Annotated in this window: 13 protein-coding genes; 7 read left to right on the forward strand and 6 right to left on the reverse strand. The window is 71.6% G+C overall.

Annotated elements, in window-relative coordinates; translation table 11 throughout:
- The first annotated feature begins 8 nt into the window (after positions 1 to 8).
- The 5 genes from purL to DAI20_RS02695 all read left to right on the forward strand — a co-directional run bounded on the left by purL (position 9) and on the right by DAI20_RS02695 (position 7,542).
- Positions 9 to 2,321, forward strand: a complete 2,313-nt coding sequence (purL, locus tag DAI20_RS02675) for a phosphoribosylformylglycinamidine synthase subunit PurL (protein WP_108249016.1) — start codon at positions 9 to 11, stop codon at positions 2,319 to 2,321.
- Between the two features lie 2 nt (positions 2,322 to 2,323).
- A complete protein-coding gene (locus DAI20_RS02680; protein WP_108249017.1) occupies positions 2,324 to 3,139 on the forward strand; it encodes an endonuclease/exonuclease/phosphatase family protein in 816 nt (271 codons plus the stop codon).
- Between the two features lie 195 nt (positions 3,140 to 3,334).
- The gene (locus DAI20_RS02685) at positions 3,335 to 5,011 is read left to right on the forward strand and encodes a cell wall-binding repeat-containing protein (protein WP_108249018.1); all 1,677 of its coding nucleotides are present in this window, start codon (positions 3,335 to 3,337) and stop codon (positions 5,009 to 5,011) included.
- A gap of 291 nt (positions 5,012 to 5,302) precedes the next feature.
- On the forward strand, positions 5,303 to 6,310 hold the full coding sequence (locus DAI20_RS02690; RefSeq protein ID WP_205781326.1) for an ATP-grasp domain-containing protein: 1,008 nt from the start codon (positions 5,303 to 5,305) through the stop codon (positions 6,308 to 6,310).
- Positions 6,311 to 6,348: 38 nt separating this feature from the next.
- Positions 6,349 to 7,542: a MalY/PatB family protein gene (locus DAI20_RS02695; protein ID WP_108249693.1), complete on the forward strand. Its 1,194-nt coding sequence runs from the start codon at positions 6,349 to 6,351 to the stop codon at positions 7,540 to 7,542.
- 380 nt (positions 7,543 to 7,922) lie between these two features.
- On the opposite strand, the gene DAI20_RS02700 is transcribed toward DAI20_RS02695, so the two are convergent.
- The 3 genes from DAI20_RS02700 to DAI20_RS02710 form a co-directional block, all read right to left on the reverse strand.
- Positions 7,923 to 9,308 (reverse strand): HNH endonuclease signature motif containing protein, encoded by a 1,386-nt coding sequence (locus DAI20_RS02700; protein WP_108249019.1) that lies wholly within the window; start codon positions 9,306 to 9,308, stop codon positions 7,923 to 7,925.
- Between the two features lie 237 nt (positions 9,309 to 9,545).
- A complete protein-coding gene (locus DAI20_RS02705; protein WP_108249020.1) occupies positions 9,546 to 9,893 on the reverse strand; it encodes a chorismate mutase in 348 nt (115 codons plus the stop codon).
- A 25-nt stretch (positions 9,894 to 9,918) separates the two neighbouring features.
- A complete protein-coding gene (locus DAI20_RS02710) occupies positions 9,919 to 11,253 on the reverse strand; it encodes an NAD(P)/FAD-dependent oxidoreductase (RefSeq protein WP_108249021.1) in 1,335 nt (444 codons plus the stop codon).
- Between the two features lie 230 nt (positions 11,254 to 11,483).
- Between DAI20_RS02710 and DAI20_RS02715 the strand changes: the two genes are divergently transcribed.
- A complete protein-coding gene (locus DAI20_RS02715) occupies positions 11,484 to 11,942 on the forward strand; it encodes an Hsp20/alpha crystallin family protein (RefSeq protein ID WP_108249022.1) in 459 nt (152 codons plus the stop codon).
- Between the two features lie 196 nt (positions 11,943 to 12,138).
- Here DAI20_RS02715 and DAI20_RS02720 read toward each other — a convergent pair whose 3' ends face one another.
- From DAI20_RS02720 to DAI20_RS02730, 3 genes are all read right to left on the reverse strand, one after another.
- The gene (locus tag DAI20_RS02720; RefSeq protein WP_108249023.1) at positions 12,139 to 12,558 is read right to left on the reverse strand and encodes an organic hydroperoxide resistance protein; all 420 of its coding nucleotides are present in this window, start codon (positions 12,556 to 12,558) and stop codon (positions 12,139 to 12,141) included.
- A gap of 35 nt (positions 12,559 to 12,593) precedes the next feature.
- Positions 12,594 to 13,217: a GNAT family N-acetyltransferase gene (locus DAI20_RS02725; RefSeq protein WP_240605831.1), complete on the reverse strand. Its 624-nt coding sequence runs from the start codon at positions 13,215 to 13,217 to the stop codon at positions 12,594 to 12,596.
- A 129-nt stretch (positions 13,218 to 13,346) separates the two neighbouring features.
- Positions 13,347 to 14,630: a GAF domain-containing protein gene (locus tag DAI20_RS02730; RefSeq protein ID WP_159084884.1), complete on the reverse strand. Its 1,284-nt coding sequence runs from the start codon at positions 14,628 to 14,630 to the stop codon at positions 13,347 to 13,349.
- 49 nt (positions 14,631 to 14,679) lie between these two features.
- Between DAI20_RS02730 and DAI20_RS02735 the strand changes: the two genes are divergently transcribed.
- Complete coding sequence (locus DAI20_RS02735; RefSeq protein WP_240605832.1) at positions 14,680 to 15,561, forward strand: alpha/beta fold hydrolase; 882 nt, start codon at positions 14,680 to 14,682, stop codon at positions 15,559 to 15,561.
- Positions 15,562 to 15,935 lie beyond the last annotated feature (374 nt).

The following is a 15,935-nucleotide window of genomic DNA, read 5'->3' on the forward strand; positions in this document are numbered from 1 at the left end:
CTCCACACGTGACCGCCGTTTCCTCGTCCCCGTCGCGCCCCGCCGCCGACACCGTCTCCAACGCTGTCGCAACGCCCGACCGGGAGCAGCCCTACGCCGCGCTCGGTCTGACCGCCGACGAGTACGCGCGCATCCGCGAGATCCTCGGCCGCCGCCCCACCAGCGGCGAGCTCGCCATGTACTCGGTCATGTGGAGCGAGCACTGCTCCTACAAGTCGAGCAAGAAGTATCTGCGCCAGTTCGGCCAGAAGGTCAGCCCTGCCATGAAGAAGAACCTCATGGTGGGCATGGGCGAGAACGCCGGCGTCGTCGACGTCGGCCAGGGCTGGGCCGTCACCTTCAAGGTCGAGAGCCACAACCACCCCAGCTACATCGAGCCGTTCCAGGGCGCCGCGACCGGCGTCGGCGGCATCGTGCGCGACATCATCTCCATGGGCGCCCGCCCCGTCGCCGTGATGGATCAGCTGCGCTTCGGCGCCATCGAGAACCCGGACACGGCGCGCGTCGTGCACGGTGTGACCAGCGGCATCAGCTTCTACGGCAACTGCCTCGGCCTGCCGAACATCGGCGGCGAGACCTACTTCGACGCGGTGTACCAGGGCAACCCGCTCGTCAACGCGCTGAGCGTCGGCGTCCTCCGCCACGAGGACCTGCACCTCGCCAATGCACGCGGCGTGGGCAACAAGGTGGTGCTCTTCGGCGCCCGCACGGGCGGCGACGGCATCGGCGGCGCGTCCATCCTGGCGAGCGATACGTTCTCCGAGGGCGGGCCGACCAAGCGCCCCGCCGTGCAGGTGGGTGACCCGTTCGCCGAGAAGGTGCTCATCGAGTGCTGCCTCGAGCTGTTCCGCGGCAAGCTCGTCGAGGGGATCCAGGACCTCGGCGCGGCCGGCATCAGCTGCGCCACGAGCGAGCTGGCCTCCAACGGCGACGGCGGCATGTTCATCGAGCTCGAGCGCGTGCTGCTGCGCGACCCCTCGCTCACGGCCGAGGAGATCCTCATGTCCGAGAGCCAGGAGCGCATGATGGCCGTCGTCGCGCCCGAGAAGCTCGACGCGTTCCTCGAGGTCACGCGCAAGTGGGACGTCGAGACCAGCGTGCTCGGCGAGGTCACGGACACCGGCCGCCTCGTCATCAACTGGCACGGCGAGGAGATCGTCAACGTCGAGCCGCGCACGGTCGCGCTCGAGGGTCCGGTGTACGACCGCCCCGTGGCGTACCCGGCCTGGCTCGACGCGCTGCAGGCCGACACCGCCGACAGCCTGCGCCACGAGACCGCTCCCGACCTGCTGCGCACGCAGTTCCTGTCGCTGCTCGGCAGCCCGAACCTCGCGGACAAGAGCTGGATCACCGACCAGTACGACCGCTACGTGCTCGGCAACACCGCCCTCAGCTTCCCGGACGACGCCGGCATGATCCGCGTCGACGAGGAGTCCGGGCTCGGTTTCGCCCTCGCGACCGACGCCAACGGCCGCTACTGCCAGCTCGACCCGTACCAGGGGGCCCGCCTCGCACTGGCGGAGGCATTCCGCAACGTCGCCGCCACCGGCGCGACACCCGTCGCGGTGAGCGACTGCCTGAACTTCGGCAGCCCGGAGAACCCCGAGGTCATGTGGCAGTTCTCGCAGGCCGTCGAGGGCCTCGCGGACGGCTGCCTCGAGCTCGAGATCCCGGTGACCGGCGGCAACGTGAGCTTCTACAACCAGACGGGCGACCAGCCCATCCACCCGACGCCCGTCGTGGCAATGCTCGGCGTGATCGACGACGTGGCGAAGCGCATCCCCTCCGGCTGGCAGGACGAGGGCCACAACCTGTACCTGCTCGGCGTGACCCGCCAGGAGCTGGACGGCTCCGCCTGGGCCGGCGTCGTGCACGGCCACCTCGGCGGACGCCCGCCTGCGGTGGACCTGCCGACCGAGCAGGCGCTCGCCGCGCTTCTCGCCGCCGCCAACAGCCAGAACATCCTGGCCAGCGCGCACGACCTCGCCGACGGCGGTCTCGCGCAGGCTCTCGCGGAGTCGGTGCTGCGCTTCGGCGTGGGCGCGCGCGTCGCGCTCGGCGAGCTGATGGAGCGCGACGGCATCGACGCGACCACGGCCCTCTTCTCCGAGTCGACGGGGCGCATGCTCGTCGCCGTGCCCCGGGAGGACGACGTGAAGTTCCGCGGCCTGTGCGAGGGACGGGGCTACCCCGTGCTGCGCATCGGCGTCACGGACGGCGCCGACCTCGAGGTGCAGGGCCTGTTCACGGTGAGCGCCGACGAGCTGCGCGCCACCTCCCGCGCCGTGCTTCCAGCCGTCTTCGGGCAGTCGGGGCTGTAAGGGTGATCGGACCCGCCGAGCGCGACACCCTGCACGTCGCCACGTACAACATCCGCTACGCCAAGCCGGGGGTGCCGACGGAGCACCCGGACAACTGGGCGGAGCGCGAGCAGGTGCTCGCGCGCTGGCTGCAGATCGAACGGCCGACCATCCTCGGCGTGCAGGAGGCCCTGTTCCCCCAGCTCGCCTCGGTGGCGCACGCCCTACCGCCGTCCTACCGCTCGGTCGGCATCGGCCGCGACGGCGGCAGCCGGGGCGAGCTCGGGAGCATCTTCTACGCGGCCGCCCGCCTGACCCTGCTGAGCTACGACTTCCTCTGGCTGTCGGACACCCCTGAGGTCATGGGGTCGGCGACCTGGGGCAACACCGTGCCCCGCATGATCACGGAGGCGCGGTTCCTCGACTCGGCGACCGGGATCGAGTTCGCGGTGCTCAACACCCACCTCGATCACGAGCACGCCGAGTCCCGCACGCTGGGCGCCCGCGCGATCGCCGAGCGCATCGCGAGCACCCACGCCGACGTGCCCGTCCTCGTGATGGGCGACTTCAACGCGCCCGCCGAGAGGTCCGAGCCGTACGCCCTGCTCACCGAGGGCGCCGGGCTGCGGGACGCCTGGCACGCGGCCAAGCGCCGCGTCACGGCCGGGTACGGCACGTTCGCGGACTACCGGCGTCCGGTCGAGGGCGGGGACCGGATCGACTGGCTGCTCGCGAGCGACCGCGTCGAGGTGCTCACCGCCGCGATCGACCCGTTCGCCTGGCGCGGCCGCACGGCGTCGGACCACCTGCCCGTGCAGGCGCTGGTGCGCCTCCACTAGGGCGCCTGTCCTGCGACGCCTCCACTGGGGACTGCGCTCCTCAGGATGCCGCCGCCGTTGGGTGGGCGGGCGTGTTCCCGGGGTGCTCTCCGGGCTCGCGTGTGGGCGCTTCGGCTACTCGCTCTGCGCCACCAATGCGCCACACTCCGGCGGCGGCCCCCGCCTCCCGCCTCGCGAGCAGGTAGGAATGTGGCGATGCACACCTCGATCCGCCTGACGTCCCTCGCCCTCGCCACCGCGCTGCTCGCCGGCTGCACCGCCGCCGACCCGCAGCCCGAGACCCCCGTGCGCGGCACGAAGACGACGCTTCCGGCGGAGCCCCTCACCGTGCTCGCGGACGCCGACCCCGCCGCCAACGCGCTCGGCACCAGCCGCGCGCTGTTCGCGGAGGCGCCCGTCGTCGTCACCGCTGCCGCGGACAACCCCGACGCCCAGCTGCTCGCCGCCTCCGCGGCCGTCTCGCTCGGCGCGCCGCTGCTGCTCACCGGAGGGATGGGCGACGCCTCGGCCGGCGCTTCCGGCGTGGCCGAGGAGATCGAGCGGCTCGGCGCGGATGCCGTGCTCGACGTGGGCGGCTCCGAGCCCCTGGGCGACGCGTCCGAGGGCACCGACGCCCCGGACGTCGTGTCCGTCGCCGCGACCGCCTCGGCCATCGCCCCGCTCCTGCCCGGTGACCCGGAGACGACGCCGGTGCCCGGCGACTCCTCCGCCGTGGCGGCCGTCGCGGACCTCGACCGCGAGTCCCCCGCCCTGCTCGAATCTGCGGGCGGCGGCTCCGACGAGAACGACGCAGCCGACGTCGACGCCGACCTCCCGCGCACGCGTCCGGCCGCCCCGCTCGACGGCGGCACGCTGATCGTGACAGACGAGCCCGGGTCGCTCGCGTCCGCGGCCACCGCGCGCGCCGCCGGGCTGCCCGTGCAGGTGCTGCCCGCCGACGCGCCGGACCCGCGCACCGACCCGGAGTTCGCCGCGGAGCTCAAGGCCGCGGCGCCGGAGACGGTGCTCGCCGCCGGCGCGCCCTTCGCCTCCGTGCCCAGCCTCGGCTGGAAGATCCGGAGCACCATCACCGGCACCGAGGTGCCCGGCGGCGGGCAGACGCTCTTCCCCGGCAAGCGCTTCGTGGCGCTGTACGGCGCGCCGGAGGCGCCCGTCCTCGGCGTGCTCGGCGAGCAGGGCATCCCGGAGACCATCGCGCGGGCCGAGAGCACGGCCGCGCCCTACCGGGAGTTCACGGACGACACGGTAGTCCCGATGCTCGAGGTCATCGCCACGGTGGCGGCCGGCTCCGCCGGATCGGACGGCAACTACTCGAACGAGCTCCCGATCGACACGCTCCGCCCGTGGGTGGAGGCGGCGGGCGCGGCCGGCATGTACGTCGTGCTCGACCTGCAGCCGGGCCGGACGGACTTCCTCACCCAGGCCAAGCAGTACCAGGAGTTGCTCGAGCTGCCGCACGTCGGCCTTGCGCTCGACCCCGAGTGGCGGCTGGCACCCGATCAGGTGCACCTGAAGCAGATCGGCTCGGTGAGCGCCGCCGAGGTCAACGAGGTCGGCACCTGGCTCGCGGACCTCACCGCCGAGAAGGGGCTGCCGCAGAAGATGTTCGTGCTGCACCAGTTCCAGACCCGCATGATCCGGGACCGGCCCACTGTCGACACCTCCCGCCCGGAGCTGGCCTTCGTCATCCACGTCGACGGGCAGGGCAGCCAGCCGGCGAAGCAGGACACCTGGCGGGTGCTGCATCAGAATGCGCCGGCGGGCGTCGCGTGGGGCTGGAAAAACTTCTACGACGAGGACCTCCCGCCGCTCACCCCGGAGCAGACGATGACCCAGGTGGAGCCGGTCCCGGAGCTCGTCACCTACCAGTAGCGGGTTGTGGGGATGGGTGGTGATCTCCGGTCGCTGAGCCCGTCGAAGCGACGCGACCGCCCCGCCCACCGGTTCCGTCCCTTCGACGAGCTCAGGGACCGTCACTCTCCAGCGCCTGCGCCACCCGGCGCAGCGTCCCCACCCCACGGTCGCTGAGCCTGTCGAAGCGACGCGACCGCCCCGCCCACCGGTTCCGTCCCTTCGACGAGCTCAGGGACCGTCGTGCCGCACTCCGCGACGCGGACCGACACACGCGGCGGCGCTGCGCCGGCCACTGCGTAGGGTGGAGCGGTGAGCAGCCTGACCCCATCGAGCCCATCCCCCCGCGTCTACGCCCTGCACGAGAACCCGGACTGGTTCGGTCCCTTCGCGGCCGCGTTCGAGCAGCAGGGCGTCCCGTACGAGGAATGGCTGCTCGTGGATGGCGTGCTCGATCTCGACCAGGAGCCGCCGGAGGGCATCTTCTGGTCGCGCATCAGCGCGTCCTCGCACACCCGCGGGCACGGGCTCTCGAAGGACTACACCCGGGCCGTGCTCAGCTGGCTCGAGGCGCACGGGCGCCGCGTCGTGAACGGGCGGCGGGTGCTGGAGCTCGAGATGAGCAAGGTCGACCAGCTCACCGCGCTCCGCGCGAACGGCATCGACGTGCCGCGCACGGTCGCGGTCATCGGCACCGAGCGCCTCCTCGAGGCCGCCAGGTCGTTCCCGACCCCGTTCCTCACCAAGCACAACCAGGGCGGCAAGGGACTCGGCGTCCGGCGGTTCGACTCCCTCGAGGAGCTCGCGGACTATGTGGCATCGGACGAGTTCGAGGAGCCGCAGGACGGGATCACGCTGCTGCAGGAGTTCGTGCAGGCAGCCGAGCCGCGCATCACCCGGGTCGAGCTCGTCGGCGGTGAGCTCGTGTACGCCATTGCGGCGGACACCGCCCGCGGCGGCTTCCAGCTCTGCCCTGCCGACGCCTGCGCGGTCGACCCGTCGACCGGCGCGCTGATCATGCCGCCCGGAGCGACCATCGCCCAGCAGCCCGGCGACCGCATCTTCTCGCTCCGCGAGGGCTTCGACTCGCCCATCGTCGACCGCTACCTCGCGTTTGCGCAGCGGATGGGCATCGAGGTGCTCGGCATCGAGTTCCTCGAGGACGCGGACGGCCGCATCGTGACCTACGACGTCAACACCAACACGAACTACAACGCGGACGTGGAGGCGATCGCACCGCGATCCGGTCCCGGCTCCGTGGTCGCCCACCTCGGTCAGCTCCTCTCGGAGCACTACGCGGTCGCTCCGTCGGCGCGGTGAGCCGGACCGACCGAGACCCCCGGACGGAGAAGAACCGCATGCCGAGCGCCGACTTCGACGCGAGATCCGCAGCCGAGCTCCGCGAGCACGGCAGCCTCAAGTGGTCGATGTACCCGGACACCATCGGCGCCTTCGTGGCCGAGATGGACTTCGGGATCGCGCCAGAGGTGAGCGCGGCGCTGCACGCGGCTATCGATGGGGCGGTCACCGGGTACCTGCCCGCTGACCTGGCGGACGCGATGTCCGCGGCGACCGCCGCCTGGTACCGAGACGCGTACGGATGGGCGGTACCCGCCGCGCGCGTGCACCCGGTCGCCGACGTGATCGCCGCGTTCGAGCTCGCGATTCAGAAGTACTCGCGTCCCGGGTCGAAGGTGATCGTGCCGACGCCCGCCTACATGCCGTTCCTCTTCGTGCCGCAGGCCCTCGGCCGCGAGGTGATCGAGGTGCCGAGCGTCGAGGTCGACGGGCGCTGGCGGATGGACCTGGCCGGCGTGGAGCGGGCGTTCGACGACGGCGGCCACCTGCTGGTGCTCTGCAATCCGCACAACCCGCTCGGCACGGTGGCGACGCGCGACGAACTGCGGGCTATCGCCGATCTCGTGGAGCGCCGGGGCGGCCGGGTGTTCTCCGACGAGATTCACGCCCCGCTCGTCTACGCCGGCAGCACGCACGTGCCGTACGCGTCGCTTTCGCCCGTCACCGCCGCCCACACCGTGACGGCCACCTCCGCCTCGAAGGCCTGGAACCTGGCCGGGCTCAAGTGCGCGCAGGTGATCCTCTCCAACGACGCGGATGAGGCGCACTGGCAGACATTCGGCGCCATGGCGAGCCACGGAGCGAGCAACCTGGGTGTGATCGGCAACACCGCCGCGTATACCTCGGGCGGGCGCTGGCTGGGTGAGGTGCTCGAGTACCTCGACGGCAACCGGATGCTCGTGGGCGAGATGGTGGCCGAGCACCTGCCCGGCATCGCCTACACCGCGCCCGAGGGCACCTACATCGCCTGGCTGGACTTCCGGACGTGCGGCATCGAGGGCGACGTGGCCGAGTTCTTCCGCGCGAACGCGGGCGTTGCTCTGACCGACGGTGCCGCCTGCGGAGAGGTCGGCGCGGGCTTCGCGCGCTTCGTGTTCGCGCTGCCGCGCCCGCTCCTCCGCGAGGCCTTCGCGCGCATGGGCGACGCCCTCCGCCGCCGTGCCACCCCGCTCCCCGTCTCCTCGACGGGGTAGGGGATCGCGCCGTCCGCAGTGGAGATCGGCTCCCGTCCCTTCGACAAGCTCAGGGACCGTATGGTGCCGTCCCGCGGGCGCGTCTGCCTGCGTCCCTTCGACAAGCTCAGGACCGTATGGTGCCGTCCCGCGGGTGCGTTTGCCTGCGTCCCTTCGACAGGCTCAGGGACCGTATGGTGCCGTCCCGCGGGCGCGTTTGCCTGCGTCCCTTCGACAGGCTCAGGGACCGTATGACGCCGTCCCGCGGGCAGGCGCGTCGGGGCCCGTCCCTTCGACGGGCTCAGGGACCGTGTGGTGGTGTCGGGCGGGCAGGAGCTAGCCCCACGGTCGCTGAGCCTGTCGAAGCGACGTGACGTTCCTCGCGGACTGAGGTCACCGCGCTAGAACGGCGGGTCGTCCGGGGTCGGTGCCGCACTTCCCTGCGTTTGCAGGTGCTTCCGCTTGGGCGGGCGGATGTGTGTCGCCGGCTCGGTCTCGTACTCGTGTCCGCTCGGCGAGAGCCACCGCACCCTTCCGCCGCCAGCCGAGCGCGACGACCACGCAGTGTGGTGCTTCACCCGGTGGTGCGATCGGCACAGGTGCACGAGGTTCCCGTAGTCGGTGCCGCCGCCGTACTGCCAGTCCGTCACGTGATCCACGTCGGCACGGGCGGCGGATCGGTTGCAGCCCGGGAAGCGGCACGTCTCGTCCCGAACCCGAAGCCACGTCCGCAGATCCTTCGGTACCGCGTACCGATCACGCCCGACGGAGAGCACTGCACCCGTCTCGGGGTGCGTGAGGATGCGGGTGAAGCTCGGCGCACGCACGGCGATCCTTCTCGCGGTGTCCGCGTCGATCGGCCCATACCCCTCGAGCGTGCCCGGCTCCTCGGAGCGGCCGAGGAGCGTGAGCACCGGCACGGTCACCAGAACGCGCGGGCGGATGCCGACCCCGATCGGTGCGTCGATGCGCCGGCCTGACCCATCCTTCAGGTCCTCGCCCGTCGCTCCGGAGTCGGAGGAGGGCGTCGCCGTGGTGGTGCCGTCGAGGAGCAGGTCGGTGAACGCGTCGGCCATGAGCTGTGTCCGCGTCCTCTCCTCCCCCGGCTCTGCCTTCAACCCCTCAGCGATGTCACGCAGCCGATTCGCGATCCCCGTGATCTCCGGTGCGGGGAGGAAGGCGTTCAGCCACGCCATGCCGTCCTGCGCCGGGCAGGTCTCCACGTGCCGGTCCGTGACCGACTTCGTGTGCCGCTCCTGGATCGACTCCGGGTGGAGGCGCTCGCGCAGGTCGCGGGTGGCGCGGTCGAGCTTCGGCGCGGTCAGGCTCTCGGCCTTGGGCAGCACCGCTTCCTCCACCGCCACTACTCCTGCGGGTGGGAGGGTGGCGGTGTGGTCGATCAAGACTTGGGCGTGGCGGTAGCCGATGCGGCCGTCCTGCAGCGCCTTTCGGGTGGCGGGGAGGTCGTGGACGAGCGCCTGGCTCTCGGCGATGAGGTTCTCCGCAGCGCGTTCCGAGATGCGGAGGGCGCAGGCGAGTTCGGTGACCAGGACCCGGTGTCCCGCGACCCTCGATGACCAGCGCGGGCCTCCGGTGGTGGGGACGGAGAGGTCCGCGGCCTCCGTCCAGAGCCGAGCACGGTCGATGGCCTCGGCACGGCAGGCGGTGGCCCAGCGGGAGAAGCCCTCGAACATCCTCACCGCGTCGATCATCGCGGCGAAGGTCTCCGCGGCGTCCTGCGGTGTGTCGGGTGGAACGGGTTCGGGTGGGAACGTCGGTGTTTCCATGCCCACATCGAACCAGGAACCACCGACATCGCCTTTGCCGTGGATGTCGGGATTGTGGAGGGTGTGGAGAACTCCCGCGGGCGAGCTACGCGCGTCCCTTCGACGGGCTCAGGGACCGTGGGAGGCACCTCCGAGGCGCGTCGCGTTGCGTCCCTTCGACAGGCTCAGGGACCGCATGAGGGCACCCCACAGCCCGTTGCGTTGCGTCCCCCGACCCGCTCAGGGACCGCGGGGCGGCTAGTCCGCGGTCGGGGAGGTCGCCGCGATCTGCTCGTGGTGGTGGATGACCTCCGCGACGATGAAGTTCAGGAACTTCTCCGCGAACGCCGGGTCCAGGCGCGACTCCTCGGCCAGCGAGCGGAGGCGGTGGATCTGCGCGCGCTCGCGGTCGGGGTCGGCCGGCGGCAGACCGTGGGCCGCCTTCAGCCGCCCGACCTGCTGCGTGAACTTGAAGCGCTCGGCGAGCAGGTGCACCAGCGCGGCATCGATGTTGTCGATGCTCTGCCGGATGTCCAGCAGCTCGTCGAGCGCCTCGCGCTCGTCCTCCGTGCGCTCCACACCGACAGGGCCGTTCACAGAAACCATGCCTTCGACCCTAGCGGCCCGTCGGTCACTTCTTGGCGGGCGTCACGTCCACGAACGCCTTGCGGGGGTGCTCCGTCGCGGACAGCGACGTGAGGTCGCGGGGCGTCACCAATCCGGTCACCCAGCCGCCCAGGATGCGCACCTTGCGCCCCACGGTCGGCATGGCGAGCCCGTGGTAGCCGCGGTGCGCCAGCCAGGCGAGCGGACCGCGCAGCTTGAGGCTGCGGATCTTGCCCGCACCCTTGCCGAAGCCGTAGCTCGCGACGGTGCCGATGGAGCCGTGGCGGTACTCGACCACCTCGCCGCCCTGCATCTCCGCGACGATGTTCTTGGCCAGCAGCTTCGCCTGGCGCACCGCGTTCTGGGCGTTCGGCGGGTAGTACGCGGGCTGCGTTGCGGCCGTGAGGTCGGGCACCTGCGCGTTGTCGCCCGCCGCCCAGGCGCCGTCCACGCGGCCGCCGTCCTCGCGGATCACCTGGAGCTTCGCGTTCGCGTTCACGTGCCCCTTGGGGCCGCGGGGGATGTCGGTGCGGTCGAGCACCGGGTTCGGCTTCACGCCCGCGGTCCAGACGATCGTGCCCGCCGGGATCACCTCGCCCGTGCTCAGCACGACGTCGCTGTTCTCGCACGACTTCACGGTGGTCTTGAAGCGCACGTCGATGCCGCGGGATCGCAGCTCGGCGAGCGTGTACTTCGACAGGGTGGGACCGACCTCGGGCGCGACGCGGTCCAGGGCCTCGATGAGCACCCAGTTCAGCTCGGAGCGGTCGAGCTGGGGGTAGGTGTCCACGGCGAGCTTGGACAGGTCGTTGAGCTCACCGAGCGCCTCGACACCGGTGTAGCCGCCGCCGATGAACACGAACGTCAGCGCCTTCTTGCGCTCGGCGGGGTCAGTCGTCGACGCGGCGAGCGCGATGTTGTCGAGCACCCGGTCGCGCACGTACTGCGCCTCCTCGAGCGTCTTGAAGCCCACGGCGTTCTCGGAGAGGCCCGGCGTGGGGAAGGTGCGGGTGACGGCGCCGGTGGCGAAGACCACGTGGTCGTACGTCACCTCCTTCTTCTCCCCCGTGATCGACTCGAGCACCGCGGTCTTCGCGGTGGAGTCGAGGCTCTCGAGCTTGCCGCGGAACACCTCGACCTTGCGCAGGTGCTGGGTGAGCGGCACCGTGACGTTCTTCGGGTCCACCTGGCCGCCGGCGACCTCGGGCAGCAGCGGCTGGTACGTCATGTACGGGTTCGGCTCGACGACGGTGACGCGCATCGGCGTGGACGACATGGCCTTCTGCAGACCCCATGCGGTGTAGAGGCCGACGTAGCCTCCGCCGAGGATGAGCACGTGCGGGCGGGAGGGTCCTGACATGGTGTTGCTCCTCTTCTCGGCGGGTGGGACGCCTCCAATCGTGCTCCAATCCGCCGTTCTCTGCTAGCGAAAAGGGCAAGCAGAACGTGTGCCCGACCGACTTGACAGCCGATCTGGATGGAGTTAAAACATGTGGTGTAGCTGCCCCGAGGGCCGCGCACCGGCCCCGACGGGGCGCACACCGGACGTCTCTGGACGGTCCAGAGACGCATGTCTTGGAGGTGATTGGTGTGGCTACCCGTATCGACCCGTTCCGCGACATGGACCGCCTGTTCGACCAGGTGATGGGGAATGTCCGAAACTCGGCGCTCATGCCGCTGGACCTGTACCGCACGGGCGATCACTACGTCCTGCAGTTCGACATCCCGGGCGCGGACCCGGGTTCGATCGACGTGCAGGCGCAGGACCGCATCCTGACGGTCACCGCACATCGCTCGACGCACGAGGGCGGCGACGTGCAGTGGCTGGCCCACGAGCGGCCGACCGGCACGTACGCGCGCCAGCTGTCGCTCGGCCGTGACGCCGACCTCGACCGCATCGAGGCGACGTTCGCCGACGGCGTGCTCACGCTCAGCATCCCGGTGGCGGCGGAGGCGAAGCCTCGCAAGGTCGAGGTGATGCACCGCTCGAGCGGGCAGGACGCGACGCCGCAGTCCGCCCTGACGAGCGAGTCGTCCGCGACGAGCTGATCCCGCGACTCGTCGGGCACGACCACAGGGGCGAGGGGTCCCGGCGGCGTCGGACCGCCGGGACCGGCGCCAGACAGGGATCCCGAGGCCGGACAGGAATCCTGAGGCCGGACACGAACCCGGAGAACGAGAGAAGGGGACCCCGCGGGGTCCCCTTCTTTCCGTTCCGCGCCCGCTTCGAGCGGGTCCCACGGGACTATTCGACGATGTTGAGCTTCACGTCCATGTTGCCGCGCGTGGCGTTGGAGTAGGGGCAGATGGTGTGCGCCTTCTCCGCCAGCTGCTCGGCCTCGTCACGGCTCACGTTGGGCACGTAGACGTCGAGCTCGGCCTGGATGCCGAAGCCGCCGTTCCCGTTGCTGCCGATGCCGACGCTCGCCGAGACGGCGGCGTTCGTGGTGTCGAGCTTCAGCTCCTTTCCTGCGGCGTGCAGGGCGCCGAGGAAGCAGGCCGAGTACCCGGCGGCGAACAGCTGCTCGGGGTTGGTTCCCTCGCCCGAGCCGCCGAGCTCCTTGGGGGGTCGGGTCTCCAGGTCGAGTCGGTCGTCCTCGGTGCGGACTCGTCCGTCACGTCCTCCACCGGAGGCGTGTGCGATTGCGGTGTAGATGGCTTCCATTTCCCCAGTCCATCACGGCCGCCTGTGGGGTGCGTTCAGCCGGCCCTCAGCCGCGCGTCCAGGCCCTCCCGCACGCGCGGCCAGTCGTCGACGATGACCGAGAACACCGCGGCGTCACGCCAGGATCCGTCGGCGCGGCGCGCGTCCCGCCGGGTCACGCCCTCGAACGTGGCGCCGAGCTTGGCGATGGCGGCCCGCGATCGGTCGTTGCGCGCATCCGCCTGGATCTTCACGCGGCCGAACCCCGAGTCGAAGGCGAGCCCGAGCAGAAGTCGCTTGGCCGCCGGGTTCACCGCCGTGCCCCACACGTCCGGGTCGTACGCCGTCCAACCGAGGTGGACGCGCTCGGTGGCGGGCTCGAACTCGGCGAGGGACGACGTGCCGACGAGTCGTCCCTCCTCCGGCCCTGACGACAGCCGGATGGCGAACGGCAGCCCGGTGCGCCAGGGGTAGTAGGTTTCCGCCCACTCGGCGAAGGCGTCCGCGGTATCGCGGTAGCCCGCGGGCCCGCCCCCGTAGCCGCCGGCGAAGACCTCGGGCCGGCCGATGGCGCGGAACAGCTCGGGCAGCGCCTGCCGGGTGAGCGGCTCGAGCCGGACGACGGGCCCCTCGAGGACCTGGGGAACGGGGATGCGGAGCGGCACGGCGGGCGAGGTCACGATCCCAGTCTGGAGGGTGGGGTCGGCCCGCTCGAATCCGCGCGCTCGAATCGGCCGGGTCCGCATAGACCGGGCTCGCGAGTCCGGGCCCGCGGCTTGGCTTCCGCACGGGACACCCTCCGGTGCGGGCTACTCGCCGGCGGCGGGGAGGAAGCGCCACATCTCCCGCTGGACCATGATCGCCAGCTCGCGCAGCAGGTCCGTGTCGATGTCGTCGGCACGCCGCCGCGGGTGCGAGTCCAGCACGCAGAGCGCGCCGATCCGCTCGCCGGTGGGCGCCTCGATGGGGAAGCCCGCGTAGAACCGCATCGAGTGCTGGCCGCTCAGCAGGGGACTCGATCCGAAGCGCTCGTCGAGGGCGATGTCTCGCACGACCGTCGCCTCGCTGTCCTGCAGCGCGAACTCGGAGAACGACGCGCTCCAGGGCACCTCGGCGAGCCCCGAGCCCGCCGCGGCCAGGTGGAACTGCCGGTCCCGGTCAAGCACGGTCACGAGGGCGGCGTCCGTCTTGAAGGCGCGGCGGGCGAGCGACAGGATGTAGTCGAGGTCGACCTGGGAGGTCCGCGCCGCGCTGGCGAAGGTGTCCACGACGCTCTGCCGGCGGGCCTCGTCCGCGGCCGCGTCCCGATCCTCGCGCCGCCGGTTCCTGCGCCTCTCCCGCCGGTCGGGGCCGCCGTCCTCGGTGCCACCGAGCAGCGGGGCCACCCGTTCGGCGAGGACGGAGCCCCACGCCGAGAACGAGGCGAGCGCCTCATCCGGGTCGGTCAGGTGGGCGGCCTCACCCGTCGTCGGCACGAAGGTCGCGGAGGGGACGGCGCTGCACAGGGCCTCGGCCTCGGCGTCCAGGGCGGCGGCATGACCGTCCTCGACGCGGTCCAGCCTCCGGCCGCTGCCCGGCACCCGCACCGGGCGCACGCCCGTCACGATGACGGGCACGCCGGGCGCTCGCTGATCGATCTCGGCCACGAGCTCGGCGAGGTCCCGCGCCCAGTGGGACGGCGGCGTGAGCGACGCGGCCTCCGTCGAGCCCAGCACGAGCACGATGGCCCCGTAGCGGAGGAGGTCGCGGTCGGCGACCATCGCCGCCACCTCGCCCACGCGCAGGTCCTCGCGGGCCACCAGGTCGACGGTGCTGCCGCATCCGGTGATGGCGGTCAGGCTCCGCGCGAGGGACCCCGGGAGGGCCAGCTCGTGCGTGGTCACGCCCCACCCGAGCGCGGGCCCGCTGCCGAGGATCAGCAGCCGATCGACGTCGTGTCCCCGCGCGTGACCGAGCGGGGCGTCCTCCGGGCGGATCACGGCGGCCAGCGCGTGCCGCACCCGCGCCGCGCGCAGCCGCAAGAGGGGTACAAGCGCGGGATTGCCGCCGCGCGGACTGTCGGGCGGTCTTCGTTCCTGGCCGGTACTCAGCATGTGTGTCTCCCCCGGGTCCGAGCCTATCGTTACCGGGTAGCCTCGTCCGGTGACCGATTCGACGATGCCGTCCCTCACCCTCACCGATGCCCTCCCCTCGGACGCGGAGGAGCTGCGCCTCGACCGCCCAGAGGGCCCCCTCTCCGCCGTGCGGATCCGCGCCCGCACCGAGGATCCGGAGGACTCCCCGGTCGCTCTGCTCGTGCCCGGGTACACCGGGTCGAAGGAGGACTTCTACCCCGTGCTCGGCCCGCTGGCCGACCTCGGCTTCACCGTGCTCGCCTACTCGCAGCGCGGACAGTTCCACTCGGAGGGCCCTGTCGGGAGCGAGCCGCCCGTCGACGGGAACGGCTACGACCTGCAGACCCTGGGCGCCGACGTCCACTGGGTGCTCGACGCGATCGGGGTACAGAAGCAGGTCCACTTGCTCGGCCACAGCTTCGGCGGCGTCGTGGGCATCGAGGCGGTGCTCCGCGACCCGAGCCGGTTCGCGAGCTTCACCATGTGGAACTCCGGGCCGCGCAGCCGCGGCGGCCGCTTCGAGGACCTGGACGCCATCCGGACCGGCGGGTCCGAGGGGCTGTGGCGCAAGGGTCACCCGGACTGGGACGAGGCCTCCTCGGACCCGGTGCAGCGGTGGTTCCACGACCGCATGCTGGCCACGAGCTCAACGCAGCTGCTCGCCGCCGCGCACATCCTCGACGAGCAGCCCGACCGCACGGACGAACTGGCCGCGACAGGCGTGTCGCTCCTGGTGTCGCACGGCGATGCGGACGACGCGTGGCCGCTGGACTGGCAGCGCGAGATGGCCGAGCGGGCCGGCGGCCAGTACGTGGTGATCGCGGACGCCGGGCACTCCGCCCAGGTCGACCAGCCGGAGGAGAGCGCGCGGGTGCTCACATCCTTCTGGCGCACCGCCGCCGCGGCGTAGCGCGACGCCGCGGTTCCGGAGCCGCCGAGGAGGCAGCACCACACGGTCCCTGAACTGTCGAAGGGACGCTTCCATGCGCCGGTTGCGTCGCTTCGACGAGCTCGGCGACTGTGAAGGGTCAAGACCCCAGTGCGATCCTGAGTCGACAGGCGGACCGGACCACACGGTCCCTGAGCCTGTCGAAGGGACGCTTCCATGCGCCGGTTGCGTCGCTTCGACAAGCTCAGCGACCGTAAAGGGTCAAGACCCCAGCGCGATCCTGAGTCGACAGGCGGACCGGACCACACGGTCCCTGAGCCTGTCGAAGGGACGCTTCCATGCGCCGGTTGCGTCGCTTCGACAAGCTCAGCGACCGTGAGAGAGCGCCACGCAGG

Origin of the sequence: Planctomonas deserti (assembly GCF_003067705.1) — a bacterium.
Classification (GTDB): Bacteria; Actinomycetota; Actinomycetes; order Actinomycetales; family Microbacteriaceae; genus Planctomonas; species Planctomonas deserti.